At 49.2% G+C, this 19,911-nt stretch carries 16 protein-coding genes; 3 read left to right on the top strand and 13 right to left on the bottom strand.

The window, feature by feature from the left end:
- Nucleotides 1-91: 91 nt before the first annotated feature.
- Both HQN90_RS14695 and HQN90_RS14690 read left to right on the top strand, forming a co-directional pair.
- Nucleotides 92-1,522, top strand: a complete 1,431-nt coding sequence (locus HQN90_RS14695; protein ID WP_216855320.1) for an FAD-dependent oxidoreductase — start codon at nucleotides 92-94, stop codon at nucleotides 1,520-1,522.
- 16 nt (nucleotides 1,523-1,538) lie between these two features.
- Nucleotides 1,539-2,150, top strand: coding sequence for an SGNH/GDSL hydrolase family protein (locus HQN90_RS14690; RefSeq protein WP_173219758.1), 612 nt, complete (start codon nucleotides 1,539-1,541; stop codon nucleotides 2,148-2,150).
- A 316-nt stretch (nucleotides 2,151-2,466) separates the two neighbouring features.
- On the opposite strand, the gene HQN90_RS14685 is transcribed toward HQN90_RS14690, so the two are convergent.
- Genes HQN90_RS14685 through HQN90_RS14675 form a run of 3 tightly spaced genes read right to left on the bottom strand, consistent with a single transcriptional unit; the run spans nucleotide 2,467 to nucleotide 5,347 of the window.
- Nucleotides 2,467-3,267: an ABC transporter ATP-binding protein gene (locus HQN90_RS14685; RefSeq protein WP_173219756.1), complete on the bottom strand. Its 801-nt coding sequence runs from the start codon at nucleotides 3,265-3,267 to the stop codon at nucleotides 2,467-2,469.
- A 26-nt stretch (nucleotides 3,268-3,293) separates the two neighbouring features.
- Entirely contained in the window at nucleotides 3,294-4,340 is a 1,047-nt protein-coding gene (locus HQN90_RS14680; protein ID WP_173219753.1) for a FecCD family ABC transporter permease, read from the bottom strand.
- The gene (locus HQN90_RS14675) at nucleotides 4,337-5,347 is read right to left on the bottom strand and encodes a FecCD family ABC transporter permease (RefSeq protein WP_173219750.1); all 1,011 of its coding nucleotides are present in this window, start codon (nucleotides 5,345-5,347) and stop codon (nucleotides 4,337-4,339) included. The genes HQN90_RS14680 and HQN90_RS14675 overlap by 4 nt, the downstream gene beginning before the upstream one ends.
- A 197-nt stretch (nucleotides 5,348-5,544) precedes the next feature.
- On the opposite strand from HQN90_RS14675, the gene HQN90_RS14670 reads away from it, so the two are divergent.
- A complete protein-coding gene (locus tag HQN90_RS14670; protein ID WP_173219747.1) occupies nucleotides 5,545-6,528 on the top strand; it encodes an ABC transporter substrate-binding protein in 984 nt (327 codons plus the stop codon).
- A gap of 316 nt (nucleotides 6,529-6,844) precedes the next feature.
- Here the strand turns inward: HQN90_RS14670 and HQN90_RS14665 are convergent, their stop codons facing one another.
- The 10 genes from HQN90_RS14665 to HQN90_RS14620 form a co-directional block, all read right to left on the bottom strand.
- Nucleotides 6,845-8,128: a family 16 glycosylhydrolase gene (locus HQN90_RS14665; RefSeq protein ID WP_216855319.1), complete on the bottom strand. Its 1,284-nt coding sequence runs from the start codon at nucleotides 8,126-8,128 to the stop codon at nucleotides 6,845-6,847.
- A gap of 221 nt (nucleotides 8,129-8,349) precedes the next feature.
- Nucleotides 8,350-10,056, bottom strand: coding sequence for a histidine kinase (locus HQN90_RS39620; RefSeq protein ID WP_173219744.1), 1,707 nt, complete (start codon nucleotides 10,054-10,056; stop codon nucleotides 8,350-8,352).
- A complete protein-coding gene (locus tag HQN90_RS14655) occupies nucleotides 10,053-10,862 on the bottom strand; it encodes a response regulator transcription factor (RefSeq protein ID WP_173219740.1) in 810 nt (269 codons plus the stop codon). The genes HQN90_RS39620 and HQN90_RS14655 overlap by 4 nt, the downstream gene beginning before the upstream one ends.
- A 133-nt stretch (nucleotides 10,863-10,995) precedes the next feature.
- The gene (locus tag HQN90_RS14650; RefSeq protein ID WP_246362379.1) at nucleotides 10,996-11,841 is read right to left on the bottom strand and encodes a carbohydrate ABC transporter permease; all 846 of its coding nucleotides are present in this window, start codon (nucleotides 11,839-11,841) and stop codon (nucleotides 10,996-10,998) included.
- On the bottom strand, nucleotides 11,838-12,776 hold the full coding sequence (locus HQN90_RS14645) for a carbohydrate ABC transporter permease (RefSeq protein WP_246362377.1): 939 nt from the start codon (nucleotides 12,774-12,776) through the stop codon (nucleotides 11,838-11,840). The genes HQN90_RS14650 and HQN90_RS14645 overlap by 4 nt, the downstream gene beginning before the upstream one ends.
- Nucleotides 12,777-12,808: 32 nt before the next feature.
- Nucleotides 12,809-14,116: an extracellular solute-binding protein gene (locus tag HQN90_RS14640; protein ID WP_173219737.1), complete on the bottom strand. Its 1,308-nt coding sequence runs from the start codon at nucleotides 14,114-14,116 to the stop codon at nucleotides 12,809-12,811.
- Between the two features lie 211 nt (nucleotides 14,117-14,327).
- Nucleotides 14,328-14,738, bottom strand: coding sequence for a hypothetical protein (locus HQN90_RS14635; RefSeq protein WP_173219734.1), 411 nt, complete (start codon nucleotides 14,736-14,738; stop codon nucleotides 14,328-14,330).
- Nucleotides 14,739-14,925: 187 nt separating this feature from the next.
- Complete coding sequence (locus HQN90_RS14630; protein ID WP_173219731.1) at nucleotides 14,926-17,187, bottom strand: glycoside hydrolase family 88/105 protein; 2,262 nt, start codon at nucleotides 17,185-17,187, stop codon at nucleotides 14,926-14,928.
- 15 nt (nucleotides 17,188-17,202) lie between these two features.
- Complete coding sequence (locus HQN90_RS14625; RefSeq protein WP_173219728.1) at nucleotides 17,203-18,939, bottom strand: hypothetical protein; 1,737 nt, start codon at nucleotides 18,937-18,939, stop codon at nucleotides 17,203-17,205.
- A gap of 12 nt (nucleotides 18,940-18,951) precedes the next feature.
- Entirely contained in the window at nucleotides 18,952-19,899 is a 948-nt protein-coding gene (locus tag HQN90_RS14620) for a sugar phosphate isomerase/epimerase family protein (RefSeq protein ID WP_173219725.1), read from the bottom strand.
- Nucleotides 19,900-19,911: the final 12 nt, after the last annotated feature.

Below are 19,911 nucleotides of genomic sequence, written 5' to 3'. Positions count from 1 at the left end.
ACTATAATGAGAAGCATAGCCATCATAAAACTACCGTGAAGGCAGACGCAGCCTAGTTGGCTGAAGTCTCCCACTTAGGAGGAACATCTGTATGACACACACGCTGGCAACTACCAATACGAACGTCGAGTCGATGACCATCCCTGCTCAAAAGCTTCCGATCAGCCACACCCCAGACGTTGTCGTTGTTGGTGGCGGTGCCACAGGTATTGCAGCGGCAATCGCCGCAGCCCGCAACGGGGCAAGCACGCTCTTGATCGAGCAGCGCGGTTATCTGGGCGGCATGGGAACGGCAGCGCTCGTTCCTGCCTTCTGCCCGTATACCGATGGCGAGAAGCCGGTCATTCGCGGAATTGGTCTCGATTTGCTGGAGAAGATGAAGCTGGCAGCGGGCGACGATTTCCTTAACCGCTATAAAGAACAGTTGGACTGGGTGCCCATCGATGTGGAAACGCTGAAGCGCGTATACGATAAGGAAGTATTGAACAGCGGAGCCACAATCCTGTTCCATACCGTCGCTGATCAGGTGCTGCTAGACGGGGAGCAGATCAGCGGGCTTGTGATCAGCAATAAATCCGGACGCTCCGTCGTGCAAGCCAAGCTGTATATTGACGCATCGGGCGATGCGGATCTTGCCGCGCTGGCTGGCGTGCCTTTTCAAGTCGGCGGGGAGAATGGCGAGCTGCAGCCAGGTACGATGTGTTACGTGGTGACAGGTGCTGACAAAGGGCGATTCGAGCAGTTCATTCTGGAGACGGGACAGCATCCACAGCTGGAAGCGCTCGTGACTGAGGCGCAGCTGAACGGCGACCTGCCGGAGGGACGCAAGCGGATCTCAGGTATGTCCTGGATTACGGATTCCACCGTTGGCTTCAACTTCGGACATATCTTCGATATTGATGGGACGAAAGCCGAGGACTTAACACGTGCGGCGATCGAGGGACGACAGCTAATTGACACGCAAATGCGGTTCTTGCGCAAGTACGTCCCTGGCTTTGAACACATTTTCCTTGTTCATTCCGGCGACCAGATCGGGATTCGCGAAACTCGGCGCATCCAAGGGGATTACACGCTCGTCGTAGAGGACTTCTTGTCCATGCGTACCTTTGAGGATGACATTGCACGCAATTCCTACTTTATTGATATCCATTTGGCTAATGCCGGGGCCACGATGACCATCAAGCATCTGCCAAAAGGCAAATCCCATGGCGTTCCTTATCGCTGCATGCTTCCGCAAGGCAAATCAAACCTCATCGTTGCCGGACGCTCGGTATCCTCCGATCGCCCTGTACAAGGCTCGCTTCGCGTAATGCCGAACTGCTTCGCCATGGGCGAGGCAGCAGGTGTCGCCGCCGCAATGGCCAGCGATCGCAGCGTTGGCTTCCGCGAGGTGTCCATCCCTGAGCTGCAGCGGAAGCTGGTTGAGCAAGGCGCCTACCTTGGCGAACGGCCAGGCCATGAGGAGGCCGATCAGACCGTTGCTGCTGCAGGAGCCATTACCTTTGAGGAAGAGTGCAACTAAAGGAGGACGTGCCAGCATGCCAAAGAAATGGGAAGGCGCAGCGTGGGGAACCCTCGGTGACAGCATCACAGAAGCAGGAGGTTATCAGCCGCTCGTTCAAGAGGCTCTAGGTTTTGCGCGTGTCCTGAATTATGGCAAAAGCGGCTGTCCGATGACAGCGGGCGGAGAGCGTGATTACGGAGCAACAACACATGTTGGAAAAACGATAGATGCCTCTCTCGACTGCATTACCATCTTCGCGGGCGTAAATGACTTTCGCTTGGATAAACCCATCGGGCAAGTCGGGACAGCCGACATCTATACGTATTATGGCGCTTATACTTCGCTCATCGAGCACATCCTGACGACTAATCCACGCTGTCGCCTTAGTCTATGGACGCCGCTGCAGCGGGATAAAGATGGCTATGACATCTTCACCGTCAACGCAGCAGGCCATCGTTTGCTCGACTATGTCGAAGCTGCTCTCCAGCTTGGCCAGCTCTATGCGCTGCCTGTTCTTAATCTCTATGCCCAAAGCGGGCTGAATAAGCTGACTTTGCCCTACTTTACCTCGGATGGCCTGCACCCGAACGAGGCTGGGCATCGGCGAATTGCGGACATGGCCATTCCTTTTTTGGCTGGATTGTAAGGACCAAGGCAATCTGGAGGGTGGGCTCTCCCAGACAAACTGCCCTCCTCTAGGAATGGGAGGGAGGGAACTACAGTACGCTATTCAGCGGAAATAACGGCTAAATAGGCATGAATGGGAACTGGAGTACGCTATTTCCCCCAAAAAAGCTTGAAAACGTGGGAAAACGACGATATAGCGGAGCCTAGTTCCGTTTGGATTACATCAGGGGCATTTCGAGCGAAATAGCGGACCCTAGTTCCGCTTCGTTGGTGATGAGCGCCGCTTCATACAAAAAAGAAGGATGAAAGAGCGCCGCGCTCCTTCATCCTTCTTCTCATTTCACTTTCAGCATCCGGCCTTTGCCGTGCGGAATCACCATCGGCGTCCCGAACAGCGGATCTTTGGCGACCACACTCTCCATATTGAACACCGATGAGATCATCGCTTCATTCACGATGTCTTCAGGGTGACCTGAAGCCCATACTTTCTGCTCTTTAATGGCGACCATATGATGCGCATAACGGCAAGCCAAGTTAATGTCGTGCAAAACCATGACGATGGTACGGTTCTCGTTCTGGTTGAGCTCGAACAGTAGATCGAGGACATCGACTTGGTGGGTCAAGTCCAGATACGTTGTTGGCTCATCCAACAGGATCGTATCTGTGCCTTGCGCCAATGTCATCGCGATCCAAGCTCTTTGCCGTTGTCCGCCGGACAGGGAATCTACCGTTCTCTCCGACAAATCCGCGATACCAGTGGACTCCAGTGCCATGCGCACCATGCGCTCATCCTCCTGCGACCACTGCTGGAGCCAGGATTGGTACGGGTATCTTCCCTGCTTCACCAGCTGCAGCACCGTTAAGCCTTCGGGAGCTATAGGACCCTGCGGCAGAATGGCTAAACGCTTCGCGATCTCCTTCGTGGAGAGCTTGGCGATTTCGTGGCTATCCAGCAGGATGGAACCCTCTTTGGGCTTCAATAGACGAGCCAAAGAGCGCAGCAAGGTGGACTTGCCGCAGCCGTTGCTGCCCACGAAAACGGTCACTTTTCCTTTTGGGATCGTCAGATTCAGATCATTAAATATTAAGGTATCTCCATAGGTAAGACGAAGATCTTTGGCTTCCATGGCAATCATGGTACCCTCTCCCCTTTATGTTCAATTTAGTGATGGTGATGGCGATGGCGATAAAGCAAGTACACAAAGAAGGGGGCACCGACTGCAGCCGTAAACACGCCTGCCGGAATATCCAATGGTGTAAAGGCCGTACGACCAATCCAATCGGCAAGAAGTAGAATTAAGGAGCCTAACAGCGCCGAGACAGGCAGCACTCCGCCGAAAGCAGGGCCTACCAGCTTGCGGGCAATATGCGGAGCCATCAATCCGATGAAGGTGATCGCTCCCCCAATCGAAACCGCCGCGCCAGCTAGCGCAACGGAGATAAGAAGCAGGATGAGGCGATGCTTTTGTACACGGCTGCCAACTCCGGCCGCCATATCATCGCCAAGCTCTTGAACATTCACATGCCGTGTGTACAGAAAGGCAAGCGGCATTAAAATCAGCGTCCAAGGAAGCAGCGGAACAACATCTTTGGCCCAGGATGTGCCGTAGATGCTGCCTGACATGAACGTCAAGGACTTCTGCGCGAGAATGTACGGCGCCGAAATGAGCAGCATATAGGTCAATGCGGTGAACGCGGCGGTCATCCCGATGCCGATTAAGACGAGACGAAGCGGCGCTACGCCTCTTTTCCAAGCCATCGCATAGATCAGCAGCGTCGAGACAAAAGCCCCCAGAATCGCGCCGATCGGCAGGAGATGAATGCTCACTGTCCCTGCGAAGAAGTAAAAGAAAGATACGGCGCCGAGTGTCGCGCCGCCAGTGATGCCCACGATATCCGGAGAAGCCAGCGGATTGCGGATCATCCCTTGCAGAATCGCTCCCGAAACGGCAAGCGACGAACCGACGAGAATCGCAACGACGATGCGCGGCAGCCGCAATTTATTAATAACGACCGTATGAGAGCTGTCATTGCCAATATGGAGCAGCACTTTCAGTACGTCCAGTGGTGGAATTTTGAGACTCCCGCTGCTGAGACTGATCACGGCGACGACAAGCAGGAGCACAGTAAGCAGGAGCGTCACCCAAACGACTTTCCGGCTGATTAAGTAAGAGAAGCTTCTGTTTCTGACCGAGAAAAACTTGCTCATTTGGTTTCGCCTCCTTTTCGCGCGATATAAACGAAGAAAGGCACACCGATAATTGCCGTCATGACCCCAACAGGCACTTCCTTCGGCATAGCAATAAAGCGGGCGCCGATATCCGCAAGAAGCAGGAGCAATGCGCCCAGAACCGCGCTATAGGGGACAATCCAGCGATAATCCGTACCAACCAGATATCGTGAAATATGTGGAATAATGATTCCGATGAAAGCGATTGGCCCGGCCACGGCCACGGAGCCTCCTGCAAGAATGATAATGATGACAGCCGCGACACACTTAATATACGCCGTATTTTGCCCAAGACCGGTGGCTACATCTTCTCCCATGCTCAGTACGTTGATATGCCGAGACATGATAACAGCAAGAAGCAGAGCACCGATCATATAAGGATATACGGCATTCAGCATGCTGAGCTCTCGTCCAGCTACAGATCCAACTAACCAGAATAACGTCTGTTCAAAAACTTTGCCATTCGTTAATTGAATGCCCTGCGTCAAGGAGGAGAAGAAGGCGGTCATTGCTGAGCCGGCCAGTGTAATTTTGATTGGCGTCATCCCATCTCTTCCCAGAGAGCCGATGCCATAAACCGCACCTGCACTAACGGCAGCTCCAAGGAAAGCGATCCACGTCAATCCGATGAGGGAGACATCCCCGAACCAAGAAATGGTACAAACGATGAAAAAAGCGGCCCCGGCATTTACCCCAAATATACTTGGAGAAGCCAGCGGATTCCGCGTCACAGCCTGCATATAAGCCCCTGCCACAGCAAGTGCTGAACCTACGGTTGCAGCGATCAGGGCGCGAGGTACGCGGGCACTTTTTATAATAAGATGCTCGTTCGATCCATTAAAAGATGTGTAAGCTTCCAAGACACTCCTGAGTGGAATTTTGGTAACGCCAAAAATAACACTGCAAGCCATTGCGATTAAAACCAGTATGAAAAAGACCACTAAGCCTATCCATTTGAACTGTTTGGTAAAAATGCCAGTTGTCATCTAAATCTACTCCGCCCACTATGTATAGTTACTTTGACAAGTTGATTTTATTATTGTAGGAGACCTCCTGAATGATGTCAATGATTATGAATATCATTTTCAATAAAACTTGACACCTCGTCAATAAAAGTATTATATTTATTCACGTGAATGATAATCATTATCAACATAAATGTTTTAGGGGGATATTAGACATCATGTTTACGAGCAAAAAGAAAACCCGTTTCGCGAAATTAATTACGGCAGCACTTGCGGTTTCTCTACTTCTTGTTGGCTGTGGTCAGAAAGCTGTCGAAGACAACAAAGTTGCCAAATCGGCATCGCCAGCCGTCGAGGAAACACGCACCATTAAACACGCAATGGGCGAAACGCAAATCAAAGGAACTCCAAAACGCGTGGTCATCCTGACCAATGAAGGAACAGAAGCTTTGCTTGCTCTTGGCATTAAGCCTGTCGGCGCAGTAAAGTCCTTCACAGGAAACCCATGGTATGATCATATTAAAGCCGATATGGAAGGCGTAACGGTGCTCGGTGAAGAGTCACAACCGAACGTGGAGCTCATCGCCGGACTTAAACCAGACCTTATTATCGGTAACAAGCTGCGTCAGGAAAAAATTTATGACCAGTTGAAAGCTATCGCGCCAACCGTTTTCTCTGAAACCCTGCGTGGCGAATGGAAAGCGAACTTCTCTCTGTATGCGGATGCTTTGAATAAGAAAACAGAAGGCGTCAAAATCATTGCTGATTTCGACAAGAAGATTGAAGATTTCAAACAAAAAGCAGGTCCTAAGCTTCAAGAGAAAGTGTCCGTTGTCCGTTTCATGGGCGGCAGAACACGTATCTACCTAGCTGATACTTTCACTGGCATCATTTTCAAACAAATCGGAATTGCACGCCCGGCAACCAACTATAAAGATACTTTCGTAGAAGAAATCACCAAAGAGCGCATCCCTGAAGTCGATGCTGATATGATGCTTTACTTCACGTATGAAATCGGAGATGGCAAAGGCAACAAACAAGCGGAAGACTTCATGAAAGATCCGCTATGGCAGAACCTCAGCGTTGTGAAGAAAGGCAAAGCTATTCAAGTTAGCGATGCGATCTTCAATACTGCAGGCGGCGTACGCGCAGCTAATTTAATGGTAGATGAGCTTTACAAAATCTATGGTGTTCAAAAGTAATTGACAATAGGAAGCAGCCCTCACGTAGTAAATCTACATGAGGGCTGTTTTTTTCTGTGTTAAGAGTGTTGTGCGAGTTGGCAATAAACCTGCGATTATGCATCTTTTTATCTTAAAATGCGCTTAATCTCCTGTATTCCTGCAAAAGTGCAGGTATTATGACCTCATTTTAAATATCGGGAGAAAATCTCTTGAAATTCCTGCACAATCGCAGGTATTTCATCTTTTCAAACGATTTCACCAAGGAAAGCCTGCACTTTCGCAGGTTTTCGGCTATTTTCAACGCCTATTGAGGCAGTCGCTCCCCTTATCCTCCTCAGTTAGGCGCAACCTCTTCTGCCCATTGGCTAGTCCAATAGGTTGCAGGCACGCTGCCTGTTTGTACATATCCCGTTAGTCCTTCGGTGTGCATATACTGGCCATTTGCCCGATTCTTGTAACGCTTGTAACCGGAGACAACTTCCTCTGACCAGTTGCTTGAGGCATCTGTCGTCGCTGCGTTGCTGTATTCCACATTCCCTGATGCTCCTGCAATCATGTAATTTCCGGTCCAGCGGTTTTTGAAACGAATATAGCCGTCTGCCGTCATCTCTTTGGTCCACTGTGAGCTCCAGTAGGTTGCCGGGACTGTGCCATATTGCACTTTGCCTGCTTGCTGCTCGATATGCATATATTCGCCGGTTTGGTGGTTCTTGAACCGATAGTAGGGCTCTGGGTAGCCTCCGTCCTTTTTCCATACTCTTACATAATCGACATTCCACTGTTTGGGAAAAGTAGCATTGTGAACGCCAGAACCTGCGTCCGTATAGATGCCTAGAATCATCCCCATCGGGTTCTGCGGCGCTTGATTAATCGTCTTGTACAACTGATTGTCATAATAAAATTTCAAAGAAGTCGGTGTCCATTCCATCGCATACACATGATACTCCGTGGTTGGGCTGCCTGACGGCACTGGGTCTTCGTTCAAAATCCAATTGGTAGAGAAGTTGGGATCGCCCCATCCGTAAGTAGCAATTCGCCAAGTTTGAGGCTTGCTGAAAAAGGATTCAATAATGTCGATTTCATCATTCTTCGCGGTATTGCCGTTCGCATCCTGATCATCCTGAGTACCTACCATCCACCACGCTTGATGGCCGCCGCCACCCACATTGGAAAACTTAGCGCGAATCTCAAAGTAGCCATATTTCGTGCTGTACCCGTTGAAGGTTGGTTCGTGATGATCATTGGGCATGGATGAATTGAAACGGTGCCACCAGTCTTTTTCATACGTTTGAATGCTTGAAATCTTCACGGTGCTGTCATAGCCAGGATTCCATGCCGGTGTGTCCGCATCAATGCGCTCCACTAAGCTTCCATTCTCAATCGTATAGCGGGCCGCTGCCTTCGACTTGTCACTTGTCCAATGAGGAAGGTAATAGGGCAGCCATTTGTTCGTGTCCAGTGTAGGACTATTGAATTCCTCTTGGAAATCCAGCGAATACCCCGTTTTGGTTGTGGGATTGGCCGGAAAGTCGGCGGCAAAAGCCTGAGGGGCAAGCATCGCAAGCAAAAATGAGAGCACAAGGGAAAGTCGAAGCACTTTCTTAAACTGCAGCATCATGAATCTTCATCCTTTCTTTATCCATTTTGTTGCCTAACACGTTGACGTCAGTAGCATATAGCCCCTCCTTTGGTTTTTTCGAAAGAAATCGCTTTCACGAATAATTATAAAAGCACATACTAGTGCCAGCCTATCTGAGATTTTTTGGATAGATACCACAAATCGGTTTACTTTGGGCAAGGCTGGGCGCTCCCAACCTTGCTGTTCACGTGACTACACCTCTATTTCACCTTAGGGATGACAACATGAACCTGCGTCCCGACTCCCGCTTCGCTTAGGATGTGAACTCCATAGCTCCCGCCAAAATATAGGTGGATTCGCTCCTGCACATTGCGCAGCCCATAGCCGCCATTATCTGCTTCAAGTAAACTCGCCTGAACGGCAGCCTCCATTCCCTTGCCGTTATCCTGAACGACGAAGTGAATCCGCTCTGCTTCCTCTGATACTTGAATACGAAGCAGCCCTCTGCCGTCTTCCTTCTCATCGAGCCCATGAATGATCGCGTTCTCCACGATTGGCTGCAAAATGAAATTGACCGTATCGAAGTCATAAACAGCGTCCTCAATATCATAAACCACATCAAATTCATGGTCATGCATCATCAACTGGATGTCCAAATAGGCGCGGATGTTATTGATTTCATCACGAATGTGGGTAAGCTGCTGACCTTTATTCAAACTCGTTCGGTAAAATTTGGACAGTGAATTCGCGACCTTGCTAATATCCATCGCATCAATCTGGATCGCTTTCCAGTTAATGATGGACAGCGTGTTATACAGGAAATGTGGGGAGATTTGGGCTTGCAGCGCCTTTAATTCCGCTTCTTTTTCCAGCATCCGGGCTTCAACCGCTTCTTGAATCGAATCCTGCACTTTCTTGACCATGCCTGCAAAACTCTGCGTCAATTCACCAATCTCATCCTTCGCAGTGGAAACGATGGGGACATCGAAATTGCCATTTTCTACGATGCTGATTTTCTTTTTCAACGCGTGGATCGGCCGTACCAATGTTCGTGAGAACAGCCAAATCATGAGCAGCAGCACGGCAAGGCACAGCAGCACAACGGAAGCAGTCGCTTTCAAAATATCCTTCGTATCTACAATCATGCTGGCCGTCGGCATAAAATAAGTGAACGTCCAGCCCGAGCTGGGCAGCGAGCTTCGCGTCATCAAATACTCCTTGCCCTGCATGCGGAAGGATCCTTCCGCTTGACCTGCGATGGTCTTAATCGCACTTTCACTTAACGTGGAGGCCTGTTCTCCCGCATAAACGACCTGCCCTTTGTTGTCTGTAATGAGAATACCGTATTCGCCATCATACACCTGATCGAGCTTTTCGAACATTTTATCGTAATCAATTTTTACGTAGAGTACGCCAGCGAATGTGATGTTGTCACTTTTCTGGATATTGTGCGTGGCATAAAGCAATTGCTGCTGTTGTTCGTAGAACCACTGTGTTTTGTTTGCTTTCTTCGCTTCTTCGTACCACGCTGCATGCCGGACCGCATCGCTGGGATAGATGAAATTGCCAATCTGTTTGCCTGTATAATCGGAGTAAAAGAGCACATCCTTCAACTCTCGATTAATGTTGATGTAGTACCAAATCGTCGGCTCGATATTGTCGTTGAGCTCTTTGGTATAGCTGAGAATATCCGGCAGCTCCGAGCCGGTTACCTTTTTGACAATTGGATTGAACACCATGAATGAGATGAAATCCCCGGCCTTTTCCATCTTTTGATCGACATTGAGCGCGGTTTGGCTAACGGTGTGGTTCATGCCGATCATCAACTGCTTTTTCAGATATCCTTTGGACGACTCATACGCATACATCCCAAGCGCCAGAATAGGTACAATAGTGACGACCAGATAGGTCATTATTAATTTCTTCCGAACGGTGCTGTTGCGAAAATAAGCTAAAAGCGTCTTCACGGTATACGCACCTTGTCCCTGTATTGGGTAGGCGTCACGCCAAAATACTGTTTGAACATGAGGCCAAAATAGGACAAATCAGAAAATCCCACCATTTTATACACATCGTTAATTTTATAGTTGCTTTGATCCAAATAGGCTTTGGCTTGCTCCATCCGGTACTGATTAATATATTTAACGACACTGACACCTGTCGCTTTCTTAAACGTATGGCTGAGATAGCTGGCGGATAAGTGCACGCGCTTAGACAAATACTCCAGACTCAAATCCTGCTCAAATTCCTTCTCAATAATGCGAAGCACATCTTCAATAGCTCGTCTGCGTGACTCCGAATCCGAGTTGTCAGCACTTCCCTGCACTAGCTCCGGCAAACGCTGCTGCTCTTGTCGATATGCCTTCTGCCATTCTTGCTGCTCCCGCTTAGCCGCCTGCTCCTCATCAAGCTGCTGAATGACAGCCTGAATCACCGATCGGAACTCCTCCGGTTCAATAGGCTTTAGCAAATAGTGCGACACTTGCAGGGAGATGGCGGTCTTCGCATAGTCGAACTCCCCATGTCCGCTGAGGATCAGAATTTTGAGCTGCGGCTTCAGCGCTCTGGCTTCTCTTGCCAATTGAATGCCGTCCATGAAGGGCATTTTGATATCCGTGAGCAGCACATCTGCCTCATATTCCTGAAGCATTTCCAGGGCGGCTCTGCCATGCTTAGCCTCCTGAATTTCAAAAGGAAAAGCGTACTTATTTAGAAGGAATTGGATGCCTTCCCGCTCAATTTTATCATCTTCTGCAATTAACATCCGGTACATGTGACTCCCCCCTGTCTCCCATTTTATCAAGCAAAATTGATGGCGTACATACAGGTGCTGAGTGCTGGCCGTGAAATAGCAAACAGTTCTCAATCTCCCGATTGAAAACTGTCATTGACTCGCCTTCTTTCCATTAACCTTTGAGCGCTCCGGCCGCAACACCTTTAATCATGTATTTTTGCATCAGTAGATAGAACAGCAGCAGCGGCGCCACACCAAGCAGCAGCATGGGAAACAGGCTGGTCCAATCCACCGAGAACTGTCCGATGTTGCGAAATACTTCCAACAAGATGACGTTGTTTTCCCGCGACTGCAGAAACAATAGCGGATTCATGAAGTCATTCCAGACATTCAAGGTGGTCACAATCGCGACTGTCGCGATCACAGGCTTAAGCAGCGGAAAAGCAATTCGCCAGAACGTCCCCTGCACCGAGCAGCCATCCATGAAAGCAGCTTCCTCCAGTTCCAGCGGCACAGACGTGCTGATAAAGCTGTGAAACAGAAAGATCGCGATGACACAACCATTTCCAATGTTCACGACAATTACGGCAAGCAGATGATCCATCAGCCCTAAACCGTTAATCAGCTTATACAAACTGATCAATCCCATTTGAAACGGAACCATCATCCCTGCTAAAAATAAGTAAAAAATGAACGTGTTGAGCGCATGCGTACGTCTGGCTAAACCATAGGCCGCCATGGATGAGAAAACGATGATCCCACTAACCGAAGCCCCCGTTACGATCAGCGTATTCAGAAAGACTCGTGGGAATTTCATCGCCTGCCAAGCCACCATGTAGTTATCCAAATTAAAATGACTTGGCCATGAAAGTGGGTTTATCGTTGCTTCACTCGGCGATTTGAACGTCGTGACGATGAGATAATAAACCGGGATAAAAAATAACGCAGCAATCGCGATCATGAGAATCTCTAGAGAGCCATTCATCACCTTCGCTTGGGTGGAAAGTCTCATCTTCATTTGATTCGCTCCCCCCATTTCCCCAGAACACGCATCATAACGACCGTAATGACCATGACCACAAAGAAGAACACAACACCGGATGCTGCTCCCTTGCTGTAGAAGCCTTCATTAAAAGAAGTTTTAATATACGCTGTCATAATCGTCTGCGTCGCATTGCCTGGACCACCGTCCGTAAGCGCAAGGATAATATCGAATACTTTTAAACCGCCAATCATCGCCGTAACGGCCACGACATTAACCGATGGCTGCATCAAAGGCAGCGTCACTTTCCAGAACTGATTCCACTTGGAGGCCCCGTCGATGTCGGCGGCTTCGTACAAATCCTTCGGAATACTTTGCAGGTTAGCCAGAAAAATAACCATCGCCCAGCCGGTCCACTGCCACAACTGTGTGAATACGACCGAATACAGCGCTAAATCGGCATCACCGAGGAAGTTGATTTTCGCCAAACCGAGCCCTTGCAGCCCCTGATTGATTAAGCCGAAATCCGACGTAGACATCAGATAATTCCAAAGGAATCCAATAATCAGCGGGCTGAATACAGCGGGTAAAAAGAAAACAGAACGCAGCACATTCCGTGTCAGCAGCTTGCGGTCGAGAAATACGGCTAGCACAAGGCCAAAAGCCGTCTGAAAAACAGTCATTAATACCGCGTATATAATCGAATTTTGGAAACCCGCTATCAGCAAATCATTATGAAAAATACTCAGGTAGTTTTTGAAGCCAACGAAGCTCAAATTCGTCATTTTCGAAACGGAGTAATCGGTCACACTGTAATAAAACATAGATAGGAACGGATACACGGAAAACAATACATAAAACAAAAGCGCAGGCACAATCAATAAGCCATAGTCCAGCTCTCTTCGCAGCAGCTTCATTCGCACAGCATTCAACCTTTCCAGAAAACTTACGGCGGCTGCTTCATCCTGCAAAGCGCCGCCGCAAATTTGATTCTATATTCGCTTTACTTTTTGATGACCTCGGCCATTTTCTTATCGGTCCCTTTTAAAACCTGACTAACATCGCTTTTGCCACCCAGCAGCTCTTGCAAGTGCTTGCCGTAATCCTCAATCATCGATTGAGCATTGTCTCCCCAATTGTTCCACGGCGCATAGACGTTACCCGCTTTAAAAGTAGCTTTGACACTTTCATATTCAGCCGGCATCTCAAATTCTACGCCTTTCAAGTAGCTGCTTCCGCCCTTGTTGTCGTTCCAGAAAGCCTTCTGCCCCTCAGGTGTCGAAATCAGATCGAACACTTGCTTCACTGCATCCAAGTTCTTGGACTTGCTGTTCGCCGCGAAACCAACGCCCGGCCCGCCAATTAGCCAACCTGGTCCTGCTGCAGAGCCGTAGAAAGGGAACATATCCACTTTGATATTCGGATTTTTCTTCTTAATAGCTTCCATCGCCCACGGACCTGACTCCCACATGGCCGCTTTGCCTGTTGCGAATTCGTCCAACGCCTGATCGTAATCCACACCCAGCATATCCTGCGTAATGTAGCCTCGTTTAATCAATTCCGACCATTTGTCAACGGCGCCGTTCCAATTGCCTTCCAAGGTTTTCTGGCCTTGACCAAACTGGACGTCGAACGTTTTGTTTTCCGGTTTGGACAGGAAGTCATTCATGACGAGTCCCATCGACGATTTCATCATGGGTTCCCATGATTTCGCGCCCATTGCTTGCGGCTTGATGCCATTTTTCTTCAAGGCTTCATGGAGCTGAAGCTCTTCTTCAAACGTGGTCGGCGGCTTTAGGCCAAGCTTATCAAAAATCTCTTTGTTATAGAAAATCCCCTCAAACCAGCTAATCCCGGGAAGAGCGTATAGTTTGCCGTCTTGCGAGTACACATTTTTGCCTGCATCATTATAGCGGTCGGACAGTGAAGACAAATCTGCCAAATAGCCCAGCTTCGCATACTTGGCACTTGCCGGAGGGCTCACAGAAATAATATCCGGGCCGGACTGCGCTGCCAATTGCGTAGCCACGATGTTGTCGAACTGTTTATTATCGATAAATTGATATTCGAGCTCAATATTGGGAAGCTTTTGCTTAATCAAATCCAGCAGTGACTTCACGCTGTCTTCTTTATTCCAATAGGCCATTCTGACCTTCACTTTATCTGGCTTGCCTGCCGCCGGCTTCGTCGAAGCTTCAGCATTTGGCGTCTGGGAAGCTTTGGTATCGCTTGCATTTTGACTGGAGCAACCCGTAAGCGCCATAGAAGCAGCCAACCCTACGGATACAAGCATCGTCGATATTTTTTTCACAAAATGACCCTCCCGCTATCTATAAAATGTCGTCGCATGAACTGAACCGGTTCTGTCACTAAGTATATCCAATGCGGCGAACGGACAAAATCTAAGATTTTTTGGAACAGTATGATAAAACAGCTTTCTGTGGGTGGGTAGATCGGACTAAAAAAGCTACCCTCACTCCAAAGCAGAGTAGGTAGCTCCATTTTCAAACTATTTCAACTGCCTATTCAGTACTCTTTCCTGGTTTATCCCCGATCAGTCCCAGCAAAAACATTTGTGAAAAAGCAAAGCCGCCATACGTTTTGGTTACAATCGAAGGTATGGTCAGATCATTCTCCAGATAAATGGATAAAATGAGCTGCGTAAACTCCTTCTGGTTCGTTAAGGAGTATTCCTGCAATTGCTTCGCAAAGTCTTTGCTGACTTGCCCTCTTCCCCCAAGTGATTGCTGCAGCTCATACCCAGCCAGATAGAGAGCAGCAGCTACCGCTTCATCCGTCTTCTGATGCTCAGTCACATAGTTCGAAATCCAATCGCGTACAAGGGACGATGTATCTTTATTGTTTTCTTTGGCGGCAGCTTGAAAACTCTCTTTCAATTCTGTTGATAAACGAATGTGCAAGTTCGTATCCATTTCGCTCATACCTCCAATAAAAGGATAAGCTTAGTGTACTATTTCAGTAAACACAATGTCAACACAACGTGCATACATTTAAAATACAGCCTCTGTGCGGGCAGCCGCCCTTGCTCTTATCCGCCGCTTTTTGAAACACGAAGCTGGATACTTCGGACCAGCATTTGGCAAGCTAATTTGCCAGCTATTACTCAAACACTCCACTTCGCTCTATCTCCTGCTTTCTCAACCAAATCTTCAGCTTCACAACTTCCGTACCTGCAAGCATCATGATTCCGACGCCATGATTGTCATTGGTGACGGTGAGCAGATCTTTTTTATAATAATCGGCTGTAAAGGCATAACGCGATCCGCTGCACACACCGTGAACATTACCTTGGCCGTCTATAGCCAGTCGAGTCAACGCTCGCCATGCTTTCAAAGCTGCGCCGACAAAGCGCTGAGGCTCTTGGAGCCAACCAAAGCGCACACCACGCGCAAAGCTATACGTAAACATCGCCGTGCAGGAGGCTTCTTCATACGCCTCAGGATCATTCAGCACTTGATGCCAAAGCCCGCTGTCTGCTTGCAGCTCCATGTATCCTCCACATAACTCGTTGAAAAACTCAACAAGCGCAGGCCGATTCGGATGCTCGGATGGCAGCACCTCCAACACTTCCGTCAGGGAGAAAAGCGTCCAGCCATTTCCTCGTCCCCAAGGAATTCCCGTCGGCACTTGGTATTTAAAATCAAACACATGAGACATAATCTGTTGATCTGGCATGTACAAATACTTGCGGAATAAGAGAAACTGCTTGGCTGCCTCATCCAGCGCCTCGCTGCTGCCCGTGATCCCGGCATAGCGGCACAGAAACGGCGTGCTCATGTACAAATCATCCGCCCACATCGTATTCTCGGAATATTCGTCCTTGCATATCCGGTAAAAGGCGCCATCTTCCTTCCGTTCCAGCCGATGCAGAATGAAATCCGCGATACGCTCCGCTATGGGCAAGAAGCCAGCATCCTGCTCTTCTTTGAAGGCTTCCAGCATCGCGGAGCCAAAAGACCCGCAGTTGTCCAGCATTTTCATCATCACCAATTGCTGATTCACTGCCGGGAAACCGTACTGCTCCCGGTCCCACAGGGAGTACTCGAACATCTCGGTGCAGCTTCGGACATGATCCAGCGCATACGCAATCATATCCTGCCGCTCCAGCAAGCGGCCCGCTTGCAGCAGTCCGTAGATCGTTACCCCCAGCGGATAATCCCAACGCGCGTAATTCGTAACGTTGCCAACCGTCCATTTATTGCTCAGCATCGCATTCTCATAGTATGGACGCAGCCAAGCATCGGGTCGATCCAGCCGCCAATACGTTTTGGCGTGGGCGTATACATCTGTCGCATACAATTGATCCGTCCGAATCAATTCCGCAACGTTTAACTCCACATCATCATCTAGTGGCCCCACATACAACCACGGTTCACTCGAACCATGAACCTTTCGAGGAGGGAGCAAAGGAAATCTTTCACCAGCACCACCTGAAGCACTTGCACGCAAGGTGCAGCCCCACGAAGCATCCCCGCTTCTGCTGCGGATAACAAGATCGTGCAGCCCCGAGGACAGCTGCACGTCTACTCGAAAGCTGCCCTCATCGATTAACTCCACGACTCGCGTCCCATCCACCCAAACGGTCAGCGGCCCCGTCGAGCTGCCTTCCAAGGAACAAAGCTCGCTCCTATAGCTGGCTTGGTCCAGCTTCGTCCAGCCGTAGAACTGCTTGCCAGGCTGCACGCCAAATAAGCGCTCGCCAACCGGCATCGCAAGCTCGCTCTCGCTCCAATCGCACCTCGGGAGCCAGCGCAGCTCACCCTCCTGCTCAGATCCCAACGCATCGGGCAGCGAAGTGTTCTCGAACACATCCCGGTCCACCGGAGCGGAATATATCCAACCGGCTTGCCCTTGTCGTTCAGCGAATGGGGTCAATACATGGAGAATCCGCACCTTGGCTTCGTCAGACCCAAACAGACAGCCGAAACCGGCAGCGGTATGCTTAGCTTTGATGAAGAGACGATTCCAGCCCTTGACGAAATTGAGATTCAATTTCATGCACGCATCCGGCTTGATTTCATCAATGACATTCGAGCGATACGCCAGCTCGTCATTAAAATATAACTGAATCGGACCCAAACATTGCAGCAGCACATCCAGGTTCCGTTCCCCGTCACTCCAAACCAGCCCATAAGCGTAGGCATACTGGCCCGGCTTAGCTTCAGGCCATCTGCTGCCAAGGTTCAGATCGTACAATCCTTGCGCATTTTGCAAAATGCCGGAACGATAGAAAGCGCGAAAAGCAAAAGGAATCGGAGAATTCGCTCCTATATAGCGATCGGCAAGCACTTTCAATGTGCGGCTATCGTCCTCTCCCAGACGGGAGTGAATACTTTCCATTTCATTAAAATAAGTTGTCATCTCGGGCTTCACCTCCTAAAGCAAACGGATCTTACATGTATAATCGAATGGCGTTACCAAATTTACATGGACATATTGGCAGCCTGCTGGATGCTGATCTTCACGCAGAACAGGCAGTAAGTGCTCATAGGCACCTGAGGATATCTCAATGGCTTCGCCTTCAACTTCGTACTTCATTGCGCCGCTTTTCAGGAAGTACTTCCCTTCTCCGACATTCTCCAATCCCATACCGCTAACTTGACCTTCGTCTCCCAGTATAAAAGTTAGCTGCGTAAATACATCTTCACGCGCATCCGAATGAATGCGAATCTGCCACTCGGATTCACCAGCTGTCATTTCCGCCTGAATTTCATGGGTTTGCAAATGCGTCATTGGCCGATGCTGATGCGGCAGCAGGTACCAAGGGCTGCCTCCTGTTTGATTCCGTCTATCAGGCAAATGCTTACGCGGAATAGGCCCGCTATACCCTTTTTCCATGATGGTGCTCAGCTTGTAGCTGCCCGCTTCGGCGGTCAAACGATCAAACTTGATGATGCCTGGCGAAAAAGAGGTGGACAGCTTGATGCCCAGCAGTCGAACTTTCCCGTGACGAAGTGAGAAAAAGGATGGCGCCAAAGGCATCATTGTCACGCTAAGATCGTGATCGCGAATGCGCACGATGGGGGCACCGAATGCAACATGCATGCTGCTGTGCTGAATCTTCATATGATGGCCAACACGTTCCATGCGCTGCAAATGCTCATCAATCGGGTGCTTCTCGTTAATCATCAGCGTATATTGCTCCGGCAGCTCAGCGCGTTCTAAATCACGAATCGCTGTGTCAGGATACAGCAGCAGACCAAGCAGTGCGTTGTTATTTACGCCTTCTGCTTTGCGAATAAAAGTGCCCGCATAATCGGACATCGCCGCAAACAACGGATTGCGGTCATGCGCAGCCATAAGCCGATAAATCAAGAAATAGGTTGCCATATCATAGGTCTGCCCGAAATCTTGGCGTCCCGAATAATCCGTGACGACTTCACCTGAGGGATGGACTAAATACATCATCATGTTCAAATTGCGGCGCACGCCCTCCAAGAGCTCAGGACGGTTTAATAATCGTGCTGTATGATAGAGCGCAATATCGCTGACCGCATTGTAGATGCCATTACTCCGTTCAGTCCACTCGCCATCTTCCGTAATATCCAGGCCCTCTGCCAACCATTCATTAGCTCTAGCTGCCAGCTGAGGCATTGGAAAAATGTCAAACAGCAGGGCAAGAGCTGCCGTTATTACCCAACGATGGTTAGGCGTATGGCAGCCACCGGTCAGCATAGCTGGAATCGTTCGTTCCAGAAAAAGCTTTAGCTTGGCCTGAGCAGGTTCCACTGCTGCCCAATTCTGCTGCTCCAGCAGTTGATACATCTGCGTCACGCCGCCAACGACGAAACCTGTATCCGGCGGCGAATTATAGTTCGTGGAGCCAAGCGACACAGTACCATCCGGATGCTGGCGATTAAGCATAAACTGCGCAGCCTTGTCGAGTGCTGCCAGCAGCGTTTCGTCGTGATAATAGCGCGAATCCTCGTTCACTAAAGCCGAAACCCAGCATGCCATGATGCTTGGAGAGCTCATATGACTAGCGCGGGCAATCCCCGTTTCATCCCTAATACCGCCGTCATATTTGGAACTGGGATCAAGGATTTGAAGCGGCAGCGTAGACGTGGTGTAATCGTCGTTGATCTTGACTAAATGATGATAAATAGCATCCATGCGGGTCACCTTTTATCCTTTCAGCGCTGAGATTTTGGTTGTGATCAATTGATGACTTTCGTCAATTTCTGCCGGCTGGCATACAGCCTTTAATTCATATACTTTCACCTTGGCGAAATTGATCGCTTCCAGAAAATGATCGAAGTACTCCAAATCCTTGCTGTGCACATACGGGCACCAATGATCGGACAATTCCAGCGTTTCATGGATATGAACGCCATAGATATATGGTTTGACCTCTTCCAGCTCTTTCAAATTGTCATACAAGCCCATGCGATCCATCATCATGGCGTGCCCGATATCGTACCACAGGCGTACAGGTCCGCCTTTCAAATTCTCGCAGATCGTCTTGGCCTCCATAAGCGACGGCATCTGATAACAGCGCGATCTTGTTTCAATGCCAAGCGCGATATCCCAGCCTTTTTGCGCAGCATGCTCGCTGACGATTTCCAAACTTTCTTGAATCCGTTTCGTATATAAGGGACTTAAGCGCTCGCGACGCTCCAGCATCTCTTGCCACAGCTGTTGGTACGCTGCTGAATCCTTGCCCTGTTCACGGTAGAGCTTTTTTAAAGCTGAATCGATATTGTCGTCAAAAGGCACCTCGCCTGGGTGAACAACGACGGCTTTGGCCCCGTACCGATTGGCATATTCCATCGAACGAATCAACAGCTCCACAGAGCGTTTGCGCTTCTCTTCATCATCGAAACCCAACATGACAGAGTCCGTATCATAGTCCTTATCATCAATAAAAGGAAAAACATTATGCACGCTGGATACGCCTATTTCACCTTTTTCAATCATAGGCTCAATCGTTCGCATCATATCTTCGGTCACGTTATAATTCAGTTCCACGTAGCGAAAGCCGAGTTCCTTGATCTCTTCGATCATCTCTCTGCCAACCGTGTGCCTTTTAATATTCCAACAAGTTGAAAATGAATAGCTGCCTTTATCTACCATGGTTCATCCTCC

The sequence above is a fragment of the Paenibacillus alba genome, from assembly GCF_013204855.1.
In the GTDB taxonomy this organism is placed as follows: Bacteria; Bacillota; Bacilli; order Paenibacillales; family NBRC-103111; genus Paenibacillus_E; species Paenibacillus_E alba.
This window is presented reverse-complemented; position numbering and strand designations above follow the sequence as displayed.